The 15,290-nt window shown below is 69.9% G+C and carries 14 protein-coding genes and 1 pseudogene; 5 read left to right on the forward strand and 10 right to left on the reverse strand.

Annotation, left to right across the window (positions count from 1 at the left end; translation table 11 throughout):
* Nucleotides 1-23: 23 nt before the first annotated feature.
* The 8 genes and pseudogenes from J3P31_RS12510 to J3P31_RS12540 form a co-directional block, all read right to left on the reverse strand.
* Nucleotides 24-1,040, reverse strand: a complete 1,017-nt coding sequence (locus tag J3P31_RS12510) for a carbohydrate ABC transporter permease (RefSeq protein ID WP_210528989.1) — start codon at nucleotides 1,038-1,040, stop codon at nucleotides 24-26.
* Nucleotides 1,040-1,927: a carbohydrate ABC transporter permease gene (locus J3P31_RS12515; RefSeq protein ID WP_210528802.1), complete on the reverse strand. Its 888-nt coding sequence runs from the start codon at nucleotides 1,925-1,927 to the stop codon at nucleotides 1,040-1,042. The genes J3P31_RS12510 and J3P31_RS12515 overlap by 1 nt, the downstream gene beginning before the upstream one ends.
* Nucleotides 1,928-2,010: 83 nt before the next feature.
* Entirely contained in the window at nucleotides 2,011-2,778 is a 768-nt protein-coding gene (locus tag J3P31_RS12520; protein WP_210528803.1) for an SDR family NAD(P)-dependent oxidoreductase, read from the reverse strand.
* Nucleotides 2,775-4,283, reverse strand: coding sequence for a xylulokinase (locus J3P31_RS12525; RefSeq protein WP_210528805.1), 1,509 nt, complete (start codon nucleotides 4,281-4,283; stop codon nucleotides 2,775-2,777). The genes J3P31_RS12520 and J3P31_RS12525 overlap by 4 nt, the downstream gene beginning before the upstream one ends.
* Nucleotides 4,283-5,284, reverse strand: a complete 1,002-nt coding sequence (locus J3P31_RS12530) for an ABC transporter permease (protein WP_210528806.1) — start codon at nucleotides 5,282-5,284, stop codon at nucleotides 4,283-4,285. The genes J3P31_RS12525 and J3P31_RS12530 overlap by 1 nt, the downstream gene beginning before the upstream one ends.
* Nucleotides 5,281-6,273 (reverse strand): sugar ABC transporter ATP-binding protein, encoded by a 993-nt coding sequence (locus J3P31_RS12535; protein ID WP_438270298.1) that lies wholly within the window; start codon nucleotides 6,271-6,273, stop codon nucleotides 5,281-5,283. Before J3P31_RS12535 ends, J3P31_RS12530 begins: the two co-directional genes overlap by 4 nt.
* 21 nt (nucleotides 6,274-6,294) lie before the next feature.
* Nucleotides 6,295-6,711: pseudogene (locus J3P31_RS21920) on the reverse strand (ATP-binding cassette domain-containing protein); the annotation flags it as partial.
* A gap of 140 nt (nucleotides 6,712-6,851) precedes the next feature.
* Nucleotides 6,852-7,817, reverse strand: a complete 966-nt coding sequence (locus J3P31_RS12540) for a substrate-binding domain-containing protein (RefSeq protein ID WP_246849487.1) — start codon at nucleotides 7,815-7,817, stop codon at nucleotides 6,852-6,854.
* Between the two features lie 219 nt (nucleotides 7,818-8,036).
* On the opposite strand from J3P31_RS12540, the gene J3P31_RS12545 reads away from it, so the two are divergent.
* From J3P31_RS12545 to J3P31_RS12565, 5 genes are read left to right on the forward strand one after another with little or no spacing between them, the layout of a single operon-like run.
* Nucleotides 8,037-8,663, forward strand: a complete 627-nt coding sequence (locus J3P31_RS12545; RefSeq protein WP_368373075.1) for a glucose-6-phosphate isomerase — start codon at nucleotides 8,037-8,039, stop codon at nucleotides 8,661-8,663.
* Nucleotides 8,660-9,640: a shikimate dehydrogenase family protein gene (locus tag J3P31_RS12550; protein ID WP_210528808.1), complete on the forward strand. Its 981-nt coding sequence runs from the start codon at nucleotides 8,660-8,662 to the stop codon at nucleotides 9,638-9,640. The genes J3P31_RS12545 and J3P31_RS12550 overlap by 4 nt, the downstream gene beginning before the upstream one ends.
* 4 nt (nucleotides 9,641-9,644) lie before the next feature.
* On the forward strand, nucleotides 9,645-10,583 hold the full coding sequence (locus tag J3P31_RS12555; protein WP_210528809.1) for a phosphoglycerate dehydrogenase: 939 nt from the start codon (nucleotides 9,645-9,647) through the stop codon (nucleotides 10,581-10,583).
* Nucleotides 10,570-11,418 carry an MBL fold metallo-hydrolase gene (locus J3P31_RS12560; protein ID WP_210528811.1) on the forward strand — a complete coding sequence of 283 codons (849 nt, stop codon included), beginning with the start codon at nucleotides 10,570-10,572 and terminating at the stop codon, nucleotides 11,416-11,418. Before J3P31_RS12555 ends, J3P31_RS12560 begins: the two co-directional genes overlap by 14 nt.
* Nucleotides 11,415-12,302 carry an SIS domain-containing protein gene (locus J3P31_RS12565; RefSeq protein ID WP_210528812.1) on the forward strand — a complete coding sequence of 296 codons (888 nt, stop codon included), beginning with the start codon at nucleotides 11,415-11,417 and terminating at the stop codon, nucleotides 12,300-12,302. The genes J3P31_RS12560 and J3P31_RS12565 overlap by 4 nt, the downstream gene beginning before the upstream one ends.
* On the opposite strand, the gene J3P31_RS12570 is transcribed toward J3P31_RS12565, so the two are convergent.
* Together J3P31_RS12570 and J3P31_RS12575 are read right to left on the reverse strand one after the other, a co-directional pair.
* Nucleotides 12,271-12,945 (reverse strand): HAD family hydrolase, encoded by a 675-nt coding sequence (locus J3P31_RS12570; protein ID WP_210528813.1) that lies wholly within the window; start codon nucleotides 12,943-12,945, stop codon nucleotides 12,271-12,273. The two genes, J3P31_RS12565 and J3P31_RS12570, sit on opposite strands and share 32 nt — an antisense overlap.
* Nucleotides 12,942-15,287: an aldehyde dehydrogenase family protein gene (locus tag J3P31_RS12575; protein ID WP_210528815.1), complete on the reverse strand. Its 2,346-nt coding sequence runs from the start codon at nucleotides 15,285-15,287 to the stop codon at nucleotides 12,942-12,944. Before J3P31_RS12575 ends, J3P31_RS12570 begins: the two co-directional genes overlap by 4 nt.
* Nucleotides 15,288-15,290: the final 3 nt, after the last annotated feature.

Genomic DNA, 15,290 nt, shown 5'->3' on the forward strand with positions numbered 1-15,290 from the left:
TTTTTCTCCTCCCTTTGGTTGTCTTACTTGATCGAGCCGGACAGCAGCCCCGACCGCATCATCCGGCCGAGGATCGTGGCCACCACCACCATCGGCGCGATCGAGATGAGCGCCGCCACGGCGATGGCCCACCATTCGTCCCCGCGGCTCGAGTTCTGGCCGGCCAGCAGGATCGGCAGGGTCTGCCACTTGCCCGAGGTCAGCAGCAACGCGAACAGGAACTCGTTCCAGATGAAGGCCAGCACGATCATCGACGTGGCGATGAGGCCCGGCAGCGACATGGGCAGCACGATCTGGAAGAAGATCCTGAACCGTCCGATGTTGTCCACGAGAGCCGCCTCCTCCACCTCGAGGGGAACGGTCTGGAGGAAGTCGCGCATGAGCCAGACGGCGAAGGGCAGGCCAAAGGCAGTGTAGGCCAGCACGAGGCCCGGGAAGTTGTCGAGGAGCCGGACCCCGGCCTTGCCCAGCTCGGAATAGAGCAGGAACAGGGCGAAGGCCGACACGATGGGCGGGAAGATCCGCTGGGACACGAACCAGAAGGTCACGTCGTCGTTCTTCATGACCGGCCCGGGCAGGGGCAGCCGGTTCGCGAGGACCGACAGGACCAGCGCCGCGACCAGCACGATCCCCAGCGCATAGGGCACGCGCAGTCCCCACAGGCTGTTGAGGACCAGGAAGCCGCCGATCGAGACGACGGCGAAGATCACCCCGGCCAGCAGCCGGATCCGGAACTCGAAGCGGAGCAGCGCGTAGGCGGCCATGGAGCCCAGCAGCACCGCCAGCGCCGTTGCCGAGAGCGAGACCAGCACCGAGGACACGACCGGCCCCCAGAAGTCGCCCCGGAGCCCCGACAGCGCGTCGCGGAAGGCCTGCAGCGTGGGCTGGAAGTCCAGCCACGGGATGTAGGTCGGGCCCTGGCTGACCGCGATCGGCGGCTTGAAGGCCGTCACGAGCACGAAATAGAGCGGGAACAGCGACACGAAGAACCACAGGAGCGCCAGCACGAAGCCGGTGCGGCGGTAGCCCTGGGCCTCCATCACGCGTACCTCCGGGTCAGGCGCTGCGCGAGCGCGAGATAGACCGTGCCGAAGACGATCACGACCACCAGGAAGGTGAAGCTCAACGCCGAGGTCATGCCGATGTTGAACTTCTTGAACCCCTCGTTGTAGGCGAACAGGGTCAGCGTTTCGGTGGACGTTCCGGGGCCGCCTCCGGTCAGCACGAACACGGTGTCGATGACCTTGAAGCCTTCGATCAGGCGGATGAACACAACGGCCACCGACAAGGGCAGGAGCATCGGGAAGGTGATGTCCCAGAAGCGCCGCCAGACGGGCACGTTGTCCACGCGGGCCGCCTCGAACACCTCGCCCGGCAGGCTTTGCAGTCCGGCCAGCAGGAGGAGCGTGACGAAGGGCGTCCACTGCCAGACCTCGACGGTGATGAGCACCGCCATCGCGAGGTTGGGCTCGGTCAGGAAGGGAAGGTTGCCGACCCCCAGCGCGCCCATGAGGTCGTTCACCGGCCCGAGATAGGGGTGGAACACCATGCGGGCGATCAGGGCCACGCCCACCGGGGCCAGGAACATGGGCAGCAGGAACGTCACCCGGTAGAGCGACGCCCCCGGCACGTTGTGGTGCAGCGCAAGCGCCAGCGCAAAGCCCAGGATGTATTCGAGCACCACCGACAGGACGGTGATGACGGCCGTGGTCCACATCGATCCCCAGAACCGCGCCGAGGCCAGGATCTCGGCGTAGTTCTGGACGCCCACGAACCGGGGCGGCATGGGCGGAACGATCCGCATCGTCTGGAAGCTGACCGTCAGCGCGTAGATGAGCGGAAAGAGCGAGATGAGCAGGACGACCAGGAACGCCGGCCATAGGAAGGCGTGCTTGATCCCGTCGCGGCGCGCGGTTGCCGAATTCATGTGGTTCTCCCTGGCGGCAGGATGGGCCAGGGCCGTCTCCGGATCAAGCGTTCGCGCGGGCCGCGCAGCTCAGCCATCCCGTCTCACCAGCAGGTGTAGCCCCCGTCCGCGAGGACGATGGACCCCGTCATGAGCGAGGCGGCCTCGGAGGCCAGGAACAGGATCACCGCCGCGACCTCGTCGGGCCGCCCCATCCGGCCCTGGGGCGTGCCGCCGATCCAGTGCCGCATGAGGTCTTCGCGTTCGTAGACGTAGGTGTTCATCGCCGTCTCGATGTAGGTCGGCGCGACCGAGTTCACCCGCACGCCGCGCGGCGCCCATTCGGCGGCGAGGCTGCGGGTGAGCTGGTGCACGGCGGCCTTGGAGGCGTTGTACTGCGCCTGCTCCTGCGGACGGTTCACGATGAAGCCCGACATGGAGCCGACGTTGACGATGCTCCCCTGCCCGCGCTCCAGCATCCGCGCCCCGAAGGAGCGGCAGCACCAGAACAGCCCGTTCAGGTTGATGTCGAGGACGGAAAGCCATTCATCGTCGGACATCCGTTCGGCCGGGATGTTGGACCGGGCGATGCCGGCGTTGTTGACCAGCACGTCCACCTCGGGGTGGCGGTCGGCCAGGGCCTGCACCTCGGCCGAGCTGGTCACCTCGAGCCGGTCGGCCACGACGTCATGGCCCTGCGCCCTGAGCGCGGCCGCCGACTCCTCCGCCGCGGCGGCGTCGCGGTCGGTCAGGATCACGCGGGCGCCGGCCTGCGCCAGCGCCTCGCAGGTGGCAAGGCCGATGCCACGCGCGCCGCCGGTGACAAGGGCGGTGCGTCCATCCAGGCGGAAGCGGTCGAGATAAGGTGTCATGCGGGGGTTCCAGTCAGGCGATCGAGATCATCATAAAAGGCCTGCGAATGCAGGTAGAGCCGGTCGAAGACGGGTTGCATCGCGGCATAGCGGTCGGCCCAGGCCGGGTCGGGCGTGACCTCGCGGGTATGCCGCACGGTGCGGGCGGCGGCCTCCGGCAGGTCGCGCGCCTGCCCCAGCGCGACCGCGCACAAGGCCGCGCAGCCCACGAGGCCGCACTCCGGCTCCTCCGGAATCAGGATCGGGCGGCCGTAGATGGCGGCCTTGATGCGCAGCCAAAGGTCGGCCCGGGCCCCGCCTCCGCTGGCGATCAGCACCTCCGGACGGGTGCCGGTTGCCTGCTCCATGACGCGGAGATGCCGGTTCACGGCAAAGCCCACGCCTTCGAGGACGGCCCGATGCATGTGCGGCAGCCCGTGCCCGGCCGCCAGTCCGAAGAACTGCGCCCGGCTGTTGCGATGGGCGCCAAGCCTCTCGCCGGCCAGATAGGGCAGGAAGAACAGGGCGTCCGAGCCCACCGGCGCGGCTTCGGCCATGGCAACGATCTCGCCGTACCCCAGTTCGTTGCCGTGGAAGGCCCGTCGCGCCCAGCGTGCCGCATCGCCCCCGGACTCGAGGAGCACGAAGGCGCCCCAGTTCCCTTCGGGCGTGCCGACATTGCTGATCTCGGGGTCGAGGACCGGACGCTCGGCCACCAGGGTCACGATGCACGAGGTTCCCGCCACCTCGGAGGCCATGCCAGGACGGCACACCCCCGACCCGAGGAGGGCCACCGGATAGTCCGCCCCGCCCACGAGCACGGGCGTCCCCTGCGCCAAGCCCGTCGCCTCGGCAGCCTCGGCGGTCACGGTCCCGAGGATCTCGGTCGGGAGGCGGATCGGGGCCAGCTTGCCGCGATCGAGTCCCAGGCGGTCCAGCACCGTCTGCGACCAGTCCCCCGACGCGGCGTCCATGAGGAACGAGCAGCCCGCGTCGGTCCAGTCCATCGCCCGTTCGCCAGTCAGGCGCAGGTTCACGTAGTCCTTGGGCATCAGGACATGGGTGGTCCGCGCCCAGGCGTCGGGATCGTGGTCGCGGAGCCACTGGAGCTTGAACGCGGGCCAGGCCGGGGTGGGTGGATTCGCCGTGATCGGCAGCCAGTCCGCGAGCCGCTCCTCGGCTTCGAAGCGGCGCACGTAATCAAGGGTCCGCTTGTCGTTCCAAAGGGGCACGGCGTCCCGCGCGGGCTGGCCCTCTGCGTCGACCAGCACCGTCCCGTGCATCTGGCCGCAGGCGGCGACCGCCTGGATGCGCCAGCCTTCGGCGCGCGCGCGCCCGGTCACCTCACGCAGGCTGGCGCAGGCGGCGGCCCACCAGTCGGCCGGGCGCTGCTCGGACCAGCCGTAGGACGGCACGATCTGGTCGTAGGCCTGCGAGGCGACCGCGAGCACCCGTCCGTCGGCGGTCATGGCAGCGGCACGGGTGGACCCCGTGCCGATGTCCAGGGCGATCGTGCAGTCCACCATCAGCGCCTGCGAAGGATGTGGCTGGCGTGCTGGAGAACGACGGCCACCACGATGATGACGCCCAGGTAGACCTGCTGGTGGTAGCCCGGCACGCCGGCGAGGTTCATGATGTTGCCGATGATGCCCAGGATCAGGACGCCCAGGAAAGTGTTGAGCACGCCGCCGCGGCCGCCCATGAGGCTTGCGCCGCCGATCACGACCGCCGCGATCACGTCAAGCTCGGCCCCGTCGCCGACGCTGGCCGAGCCCACGCCCGACCGGGAGGTCACGACGATGCCCGCGATGGCCGCCAGGGCGCCCGAGATGACGTAGACCGCCATCACGTACCAGCCGACCGAGATGCCGGACAGGCGCACCGCCTCTTCGTTGGAGCCGATCGCCTTTACCAGCCGCCCGAACCGCGAGAAGTTCAGAACGATGAACGCCAGCGCGAAGACGCCGAACATGAGGAGCGCCGGCGCCGGCACCCCCAGCGGGAAGGCCGTCCCGAAGACCGAGAGCGCGGCCCCGGGCTCGCCCAGCATGATGGGCTGGCCGTTCGACAGGATCAGGGCCATGCCGCGGGCCGCCGTCATCATGGCCAGCGTGACCACGAAGGCGGGCAGGCGCAGGAAGGCCACGAGGAAGCCCGAGACCGCCCCGCAGGCCGCCCCGATCCCCACCACCATGAGCAGGGCGACCGGCAACGGGTAGTCCTGCACGAGCACGGCGGTCACCACGGCGCCCAGCGCCGAGATGGAGCCGACCGACAGGTCGATCCCGCGGGTCAGGATGACATACAGCATCCCCACCGCCATGATGCCGGTCCCGGCATGCTGGCGCAGGATGTTCATGATGTTGCGCTCGGTCAGGAAGGCGTCCGACTGGAGCGACGCAAGGCCCAGGAGGATCAGGAAGATCGCAAAGGTCCCGAACTGCCGGAACAGCTTTCCGAACTGGAACCTGCGGGGCGCGGCCTCCCTGGTGACCGATTGACCGTAACCGGCGGCGTTGTCCGTCATGCGCGTGCCCTTTCCTCGGCTCCGCTCGTCATCGAGAGCATGAGCAGGTTCTCCTCGCTGTAGTCCGGCGGCAGGAGCTCACCCCTGAGCCGCCCCTCGCCCATCACCAGCACCCGATCGCAGAGACCGAAGAGCTCGGCGTGCTCGGAGGATATCACGAGCACCGCCTTTCCTTCGGCCGCCATCCGGTGGATGAGCGAATAGATCTCGGTCTTGGCGCCGACATCGACGCCGCGCGTCGGCTCGTCAAGGATGACGACGTCGCCGCCCGCATGGAACCACTTGGCCAGCACGACCTTCTGCTGGTTTCCGCCCGAAAGGGACGAGACGGGGTCGCCCATGTCGCCCAGCTTGATCCGCAGATCGTCGATCAGGCCACGCACCACGCTCCGTTCCTTGCCGCCCGAGAAGAAGCCCAGGCGCGTGACCGGCCCGGTGTTGGCCATCGTGGCGTTCTTGCGGATGGCGAGGTCGAGCACCACGCCCTGCCCCTTGCGATCCTCGGGGACCAGGGCGATGCCGTGCCGGACGGCCTGCTTGGGGGAACGGGGGCGGTAGTTCTCTCCGCGCAGGGTGATCGTGCCGGAGCTGATGGGGTCCGCGCCGAAGATCGCGCGGGCCACCTCGGTCCGCCCCGACCCCACGAGCCCGCCCAGCCCGACGACCTCGCCCCGTCGCAACGAGAACGACACGCCCGCCACCCCGTTGGGCAGGGCCAGGTTCTCGACCCGCAGCAGCTCCTCGCCGACCGTGGTGTGGGGCTTTTCCCCGAAGAGCTGGCTCAGCGGCCGCCCGACCATCATGCGGATGAGCTGGTCCACCGGCACCGCGTCCGGCGTGACCGTATCGACGTTGCGCCCATCCTTGAGGACCGAGATCCGGTCGGCGATCGCATAGATCTCGTCCAGCCGGTGGGAGATGTAGACGATGCCGACGCCCTCGCGACGAAGGCCGCGGATGATCTCGAGGAGGCGCTTGGCGTCGCCCATCGACAGCACGGCCGTGGGTTCGTCGAAGACGATGACCCGAGCCCGGCGCGACAGGGCCTTGGCGATCTCGACCACCTGCTGGTGGGCGACCGACAGGTCCGACACCGTGGCGCGGGGCGAGATGTCGAAGCCCAGGCGCGCGATCAGCTCCTTGGCCTGGGTGTTCAGCCTGCCCCAGCCGATGCGGGCGGGCAGCTCGCCCAGGAAGATGTTCTCGGCCACGGACAGGTCCGGGGCCAGCGCCATCTCCTGGTGGATGATGCTGATGCCGCGGCGGATCGCGTCCGTCGGCCCGGTGAGGCGCACGGCTTCGCCGCCGACCTCCACGCTGCCGGCATCGGGCCGCAGCTCGCCCCCCATCACACGCATCAGCGTGGACTTGCCGGCGCCATTCTCGCCGACCATGGCGTGCACCTCGCCCGGCCGCACGTCGAAGCTGACGCCGGACAGGGCGTGGATGCCCGCAAAGGACTTGTCGATGCCGCGCAGGGCGACCAGGGGGGTCATCGGCGCTCCTCCATCCGACGCAGGAAAGGACGGCCGCCCGGCAGGAGACACCGGACGGCCGCCATGTTGGATCAGAACAGCGAGTTCGGGTCCATGTAGTCGGCGACGTTCTCCTGGGTGATCACCGCCGGATCCGTGTAGATCAGCTTGGGCGTGTCTTCCGGCAGTTCGCCGTTCAGCGCCTGCAGGCCGATCTCGACCGCGCGGCGGGCGATCTCGTTGGGGTTGTTGAGGCCGGTCGCGCCGTACTCGCCCTTCTGGATCAGGTCGTAGGCTTCCTTCTGGCCGTCGGCGGCGGCCACGAGGGTCACCTCGCCCAGGCGGCCGGCGGCTTCCAGCGCCTGACGGGCGCCCAGCACCATGGAGTCGTTCTCGCCCAGCACGACGTTGATGTCGGGATGCGCGGTGAGAAGGTCTTCCATCGCGGTCAGGCCGCCTTCGGTCGACCAGTTGCCCCAGCCCTGGCCCAGCACCGTCACTTCGGCATGGCCCTGGTTGGTCAGCATCGCATCCATCAGACCGGTCAGGACGCCCAGGCGGCGCTCACGCCCGACGAGGTTCCCCTGCGACCCGGAGATGAGCGCGATGCGCGCCGGCTCGCCGTTCAGCTGCTTGGCCAGCCATTCGCCCACGAGCTGCCCGTTGGCGCTGTTCGACGACTGGATCTGGGTGATGAAGTTCGCCGAAGGATCGAGCGTGGAGTCGATCGCGACGACATGCACGCCGGCAGCCGAGGCGGCGTTCACGGCGGGGATGAGGCCTTGCGCGTCGCGGGGGTTCACGATCAGCACGTTGATGCCCGAGGCGACCATGTCCTCGATGTCGGCGATCTGCTTGACCATGTCGTTCTGGCCGTCGGCCGAGCGGACCTGGCAGCCAGCCGCCTCGGCGGTGGCGCGGGCGGTCGCTTCCTGGGCGGCGAAGTAGGGTGCGCCGAGCGTGTACATCGAGATGCCAAGCACGCAGTCCTGAGCGTGGGCAGCCGTGCCCGCCATGAGCGCCGCAGCCGCGACGCCCGCAAGTGTCTTCATCGACATGTCATCCTCCACTGTAGTTCTTCGCCCCCTCCCGGGCGACGGCCGGCACGTCACCGGTAGCAACATGGAGCGTAGTTACAGGAATTTTTCTCGTCAACTCTGTTTAACGCCCATCCTGCTCGCATTTAGGTCATTCGGGATTGCCAGACGGGTCCGCCTGCGGTTAATCCTGAATCAAGATGTAGCAACGCTACCAAATTTGGCGATGGAGGAGATCACGTGACCCTACAGGAACCCCGCCTCTGCCAGGTATCGGTCGAGACCGGCCTGCTGGGCAACGCGGACGGCCACTACCAGAAGCGTTTCACCGACCTCGCCGGGCTTTACGCCGATGCGGCTGCCTTCGACCGCCTGCTCGCGCAGCGCGGCAATGAGGTCGCCTACGAGGTGACCTCGTTCACGCCCGGCCAGAAGGTGAGCGACCTCATCGTCGGCGTCACCCGGATGGAGCCGGGCAAGGTCGGCGAGGAGTATTTCCTCACGCGCGGACACATCCACGCGCGCGGCGACCGGCCCGAGGTCTACTACGGCCAGGCCGGCCACGGCCTGATGCAGATGGAAAGCCCCGACGGCGAGGTGCGGATCGTCGAGGTCGGCCCCCAGAGCATCTGCTATGTTCCCCCCTTCTGGATTCATCGCAGCATCAACGTCGGCTCGACCGATCTCGTCATGATGTTCACCTACCCGGCCGATTCGGGCCAGGACTACGGGATCATCGAACGGTCGGGCGGCATGCGCGTCCGGATCGTGGACGATGGGCGCGGCGGCTGGCGCCAGGTGGAGAATCCCGACTGGCGCCCCCGGTCCCGCGAGGAGGTCCAGGGCATTCTGGACGCCGCGGCATGAGCGGGCCCGCCACGACCGCCGAGCCCTCGGCCCGGGTCTATGCCCCGTGCGAACGGCCCACGCTGCACTTCATCGGCGTGACGACGACCAAGAGCAGCATCATGAAGGTATTTCCCGCCTGGGCCCGCCACCTGGGACTGGGGGATGCGGCGATCCGGGGCATCGATTTCGCCCCCCACTCCGACCCCGCTGCCTACCGCGAGGCGGTGGCCTTCATCCGGGACGACCCCAACTCCATGGGGGCCCTCGTCACGACGCACAAGATCGACCTGTTCCACGCCGCGCGGGACATGTTCGACGAGGTGGACCACTTCGCCGCCCTGATGGGCGAAACCTCCTGCATCTCCAAGCGGGACGGGAGGCTCGTGTGCCATGCGAAGGACCCGATCAGCTCGGGCCTTTCGATCGATGGCTTCCTGGCGCCCGATCATTTCGCGCGCACGGGCGGGCAGGTCGTGTCGATGGGGGCCGGCGGCTCCACCATCGCGCTGACCTGGCACCTGATGCAGGCGCGCCAGGACCGTCCGTCGCGCATCGTGGTGACCAACCGGTCCCAGCCGCGCCTGGACGAGATCCGCCACGTCCACCAGCAGATCGGCAGCGACATTCCCGTGGACTACGTTCTCGCCCCCGAGCCTTCGGCCAACGACCGGGTGCTCGACGGGCTCCCGCCGGGATCGCTGGTCATCAACGCGACCGGCCTGGGCAAGGATGCGCCCGGATCGCCCCTGACCGACGCCGCCCGCTTTCCGGAGAACGGCGTGGCCTGGGACCTCAACTACCGCGGCGACCTGATCTTCCTCGACCAGGCCCGCGCGCAGGCGGCCGAACGGCGGCTGCAGGTGGAGGACGGCTGGACCTACTTCATCCACGGCTGGACGCAGGTCATCGCCGAGGTCTTCGGCATCACCATCGACACCGGCGCCGACAACATCGCCGAGCTGACCCGCATCGCCAACGCGGCGGCAAAGGGCTGATGGGATGGAGCGCATCCTTGTCACGCCCCGGTCCCTGACCTCGGCCCCTCCCCCGGCCCTGGACCGGCTGACGGAGGCGGGCTTCGAGCTGGTGTTCTCCACGCCCGGAGCCACCCCGTCCGAGGCCGAGCTGCTCCGGCTCGTGCCGGGCTGCGTGGGCTGGCTCGCCGGAGTGGAGCCGGTGAGCGAGGCCGTCGTCGCGGCCGCCGACCGCCTGCGCATCATCAGCCGCAACGGCACCGGGGCCGACAACCTCCCGCTCGCGGCGCTGTCGGCGCGCGGCATCCAGGTCGCCCGCGCGATGGGCGCCAATGCGACCGGCGTGGCCGAACTGGCGCTGGGCCTGATGCTGGCCGCCTGCCGGCACATTCCCCAGACCACCGCCGGGGTTCAGGTCGGCGGCTGGCCCCGGCTCAAGGGCCGGGAGATCGAGGGCTCGACCGTGGGCATCGTCGGCATGGGCGCGATCGGCCGCCGCGTGGCCCGCGTCCTCGAGGCGCTGGGGGCGCGGATCGTGGCGCACGACCCGTTCCGCCCCGATCCGGGGGGCATCCGGCTGGACTACGTCAGCCTCGACGAACTGCTGGAACGGTCGGGGATCGTGACGCTCCATTGCCCTCCGCCCGAGGATGGCCGCCCCCTTCTCGGGCATGGGCAGCTCGGCCGGCTGCCCAAGGGCGCGATCCTGGTGAATACGGCGCGGGCGAACCTCGTGGACCCGGCGGCCGTGCTCGCCGCGCTCGATGAGGGGCGGATCGAAACCTACGCGACCGACGTTTTCGCGGTGGAGCCCCCGACCGGCGATCCGCTGGCCGGGCATCCCCGCGTGCTCGGGACCAGCCATGTCGGGGCCCTGACCGACGGCAGCGTCGCCCGTGCCACCGAAGCGGCCATCGACAACCTCCTCGTGGCGCTCAGGACCTCGGCCGATGCGGCTCTCTGAGCGATCCTTGTTCGGCCCGCTGGCCGATCTCCTCGCCCGGCCGCCGGGCGAAGCCTTGGGGATCGTGTGGCTCGGGCAGGCCGGGTTCGTCGTGGACGGGGCGGGCCTGCGGGTGGTGATCGACCCCTACCTGTCCGACAGCCTGGAGGAGAAGTACCGCGGCTCGGCCCTGGACCACCGCCGCCAGATGCCGGCGCCCGTCGCGCCGGACGGCATCCGGCACGTGACCGCCGTGCTGTCGACCCACGCGCATGGCGACCACATGGACCCCGGGACGCTGCCCGGCCTCCTGGCCGCGAACCCTGGCGCGGTGCTCGTCGCGCCGGCCCACTCGACCGCACAGGCGCTCGAACGCGGCGGGATCGGCCCGGACCGGCTGCGCCCCATCGACGCCGGACAGACCCTGACGCTCGGTCCCGGACTTGAGGTGACGGCAACCCGCGCCGCCCACGAGAGCCTGGAAACCGATGCCGAGGGCCGGCACCGCTGGCTGGGCTTTGCCCTGCGGCTGGCCGGGGCGACCGTCTTCCATTCGGGGGACACGATCCCCTTCGAAGGGCAGGTCGAGGAGGTCCGCGCGCTACGCCCGGACGTGATGCTCCTGCCCGTGAACGGGCGCGGCAAGGGCGTGCCCGGCAACATGACGCCCGACGAGGCGGCCAGCCTCGCCCGCGGCGCAGGCGCGGGGGCGGCGATCCTCCACCACTTCGGCCTGTTCGCCTTCAACACGGTCCCCCGGCCGGAGCTCGACGTCGTCGTGGCGCGCGTTCGGGACATCCCCCTTGCGCCCGCCCGGCCCGATGTCATCTACCGGCTCGAACCGGAGGCGACATGACCGTCAACGAAAGCAGCGACCTTGCCGGAGCGCGAAACGTCCTGGAGGTGATCCGCACCGTCCTGGGCGACCTGCGGAAATCCGACCGGCGCGTGGCCGAGGCAGTCATGGCCGACCCCCAGCGCATCCTGGGGGCGACCGTGGCCGAAACCGCCGAGCTGGCGGGCGTGAGCCAGCCGACGGTGATCCGGTTCTGCACGGCCATCGGCTGCGACGGCTTCCAGGACTTCAAGATCCGCCTGGCGCAGAGCCTGGCGCTTGGCACCTCTGCCTCCCATTCGGCCATCGCCGAAGAGGATTCGCCCGACGAGGTCGCGAGGAAGATCTTCGACTACACCATGACCTCGCTCGACTGGTCGCGGCACCGGCTCGACATGACGCAGATGAACGCCGCCGTGGACCTCATCCTCGAGGCCGACCACATCGAGTTCTTCGGCTTCGGCGCCTCGGCGATCGTGGCCCAGGACCTCCAGCAGAAGTTCCCCCTGTTCGGGATCCCCTGCAATGCGACCATGGACAGCCACCAGCAACTCATGGCGGCCTCCATGATGCGGCCGGGGGCGGTGGCGGTCGCGATCTCGAACACCGGGGGAACCCGCAGCATCATCGAGCTGGCCCGCCTCGCGCGCGAGCAGGGGGCCAAGGTCATCGCCATGACGGGGTCGATGGACTCCGCGCTGATCAACTACGCCGACGTGGTGATCAACATCGAGACGCTGGACAACACCGACGTCTTCACGCCCACCACGAGCCGCATCGCGGCCCTGGTGACGGCGGACATCCTGTCCACCCTCGTGGCGCGCCGCCTGGGCAAGGCGCACAACCAGCGGCTGGTGCGGATGAAGCGCTTCCTCAGCCAGATGCGCCGGAACGAGACGTTCTGAGCGCGGCCACGCGGCCCGGCAGGTCGGCCATGCGGGCGACGATCTCCAGGGCGCCCGCTTCCAGCAACCGCTCCCCGTGATCGGGATAGCTGTGCCGCCCGCCGGTGAAGCCGATCACCCGCATCCCGGCCGCCAGCGCCGCCGTGATGCCCGCCACGCTGTCCTCGATGATGAGGCAGTCGCGGGGCTCGGCCCCGGACCGGGCGGCGGCGAACAGGAACACGTCCGGCGCCGGCTTGCCGCGCGCCACCTGGCTCGCCGAATAGACATGCGGGTCGAAGACATGGAGGAGCCCGCAGCGCTCGAGCGAGCGCCGGAGCTTGGGCAGCGCCGAGGAGGACGCGACCGCGAGGGGCGGATCGATGCGCCCAAGCGCCTCGGCCACGCCCTCGACGGCCTGCAACTCCGTCTCGATCGCCCGGAGGAGGCGGGCCTCCGCCTCCTCGATGAGGCCCTCGGGCCAGGGCGCGCCACGCTCGGCCTCGATGCCGGCCCAGATCTCCCGCTTGGGCCGGCCGATCCAGGCGCGGATCAGGTCCTGCGCCGTGATCGGGTGGCCCGCGCCGGTCATGAGCTCGGCATCGATGGCGTTGGACAGGATCTCGCTGTCCACCAGCACGCCGTCGCAATCGAAGATGATCATTCGCCGTAGGGCACCCAGATGTTCTTGACCTGGGTCGCGCGGTGGAGGAACTCCCTGCCCTGCCCCGCGGGCCCGAACCAGTCGCGCGCCGCGCCATCCTCGGTCCAGGTCTGCTTGAGGTTCCCGGCCGAGGCCGCCTCGACCATCTTCGCGCCCGCTGCCGTGCCGAAGTACCACATCGCGGCCACGTCGTCGTGGTCGGCCAGCGTCCTGGCCAGCGCGTCCCGCTCCCCGGTGACGATGTTGATCACGCCGCCGGGCAGGTCCGAGGTGTCGAGGACCTGATACAGGTCCGTCGCCGCCAGCGGATGCGCCTGCGACGGGATCGCGACCACCGAGTTGCCCATGGCGATGGCGGGCAGCACAAGGCTCACGAAGCCCAGGAGGGGCTGCGTCGCCGGACAGGCGATGCCGATCACCCCGAGGGGCTCGGGCACGGCGAGCGTGACGTGCTCGGTCTTGGTTTGGTGGACCGCCCCGTCGAACTTGTCGGCCTGGGCCGCGTACCAGAAGCAGCGACGGATCGCGGCGTCCACCTCGGCCTTGGCCGCCGGCCGGGCGATCCCGAAGGAGGCGAGCCGTCCCTCGAACTCGACCGCGCGAGCCGACAGGTTCTCGGCCAGGTAATAGAGCACCTGGGCGCGGTTGTGCCCGGTGGTCTTGCCCCAGCCCGCAACCTTGTGCGCGGCCTCGACGGCGTTGCGGATGTCCTTGCGGTTGCCCAGCCCGGCCAGGCCGCCCGGCACGGCGAAGACATAGCCGGAATCCGGCCGCGCCTGCTTGCCGCCGACATAAAGCTTGGCCGTCCGGTCGATGCCCGGCCCCGCCGATGCGAGACCCGGCGTGGCGACCGGAGCGTCGGGCTCGGCCTCGGGCCGGGACGCGGCGGGGCGCGGATGCGCCAGATAGGCCGTCATGCCCTCGCGCCCGCCTTCGCGGCCGTAGCCGCTCTCACGGTAGCCGCCGAAGCCTGCGCCCGCGTCGAAGATGTTGGTCGAATTGATCCACACGACCCCGGCCTTCACCTTGGCGGCGACGTCGAGGCACAGGTTCACGTTCTCGGACCAGATGGAGGCCGCGAGCCCGTAGCGCGTGGCGTTGGCCAGGGCGACGGCGTCCTCGGGGGTGCGGAACGTGGTGATCGTGGCGACCGGCCCGAAGATCTCCTCGGTCGCCAGCGTCGAGGCCGGCTCCACGTCGGCCGCGATGGTCGGCGGGAAGAAGCAGCCTTCCGGCGCCTCGCCCTGCGTCAGGGTCGCCCCCTCGGCCTGCCCCTTGGCGACCAGCGCCCGGATGCGTTCGAGCTGCACGGGGTGCACGATGGCCCCCATGTCGGTGTTCTTGTCGAGCGGATCGCCCACCCGCAGCGTCCGCATCCGGGCGGCCAGCTTCTTCTCGAAGCGGGGCGCGACGGCCTCGGCCACGAGGATGCGGGCCCCGGCGCAGCAGACCTGGCCCTGGTTGAACCAGATCGCGTCCACCACGCCCTCGACGGCGGCATCGAGGTCCGCGTCCGCGAAGACGACGAAGGGCGACTTGCCCCCCAGCTCCAGCGTCAGCGGCTTGCCCGTCCCGGCGGTCTGGCGGCGGATGATCCGGCCCACCTCGGTCGATCCGGTGAAGGCGATCTTGTCAATCCCTTCGGCGGCGACCAGGGCCGCGCCGGTGGCTCCGTCGCCGGTCACGATGTTCAGCACGCCCTCGGGCAGCCCGCATTCGGCGGCGATCTGCGCAAAGGCCAGCGCGGTCAGCGGCGTGTATTCGGCCGGCTTGAGCACCACCGTGTTCCCGGCGGCCAGCGCGGGCGCCACCTTCCAGGCCAGCATCAGGAGCGGGAAGTTCCAGGGGATGATCTGGCCGCAGACCCCGTGCGGGCGGGCGCCCGGGAACTCGCTGTCGAGGATCTCGGCCCATCCGGCATGGTGGTAGAAGTGCCGGGCGACCAGCGGCACGTCGATGTCGCGGCTTTCCCGGATCGGCTTGCCGTTGTCGATGGTCTCCAGCACCGCAAGGAAGCGGGCGTGCTGCTGGACATGGCGGGCCAGCGCGTAAAGGTGCCGCGCGCGCTCATGGCCGGACAGCGCCGCCCAGCCGGGCTGGGCCTTGCGCGCCGCCGCGACGGCAGCGGCCACATCCTCGGGCGTCCCCTGCGACACGCGGGCGATCGCCTCGCCCGTGGCCGGGTTCTGCACCTCGAAGGTCTCGCCGGGCGTGGTGAAGGCGCCGCCGATGAAATGGCCGAAGCCGCCGGGGAACTGCCCGAGCCAGTCGGTCACGATCCGCGCGTCCTCGGGCGCGGGGCCGTAGTCCATGGAAGCCAGGATGTTGGAAACGGTGGTCATGGG

The sequence above is a fragment of the Rubellimicrobium arenae genome (assembly GCF_017916275.1).
GTDB classification, from domain to species: Bacteria; Pseudomonadota; Alphaproteobacteria; order Rhodobacterales; family Rhodobacteraceae; genus Rubellimicrobium; species Rubellimicrobium arenae.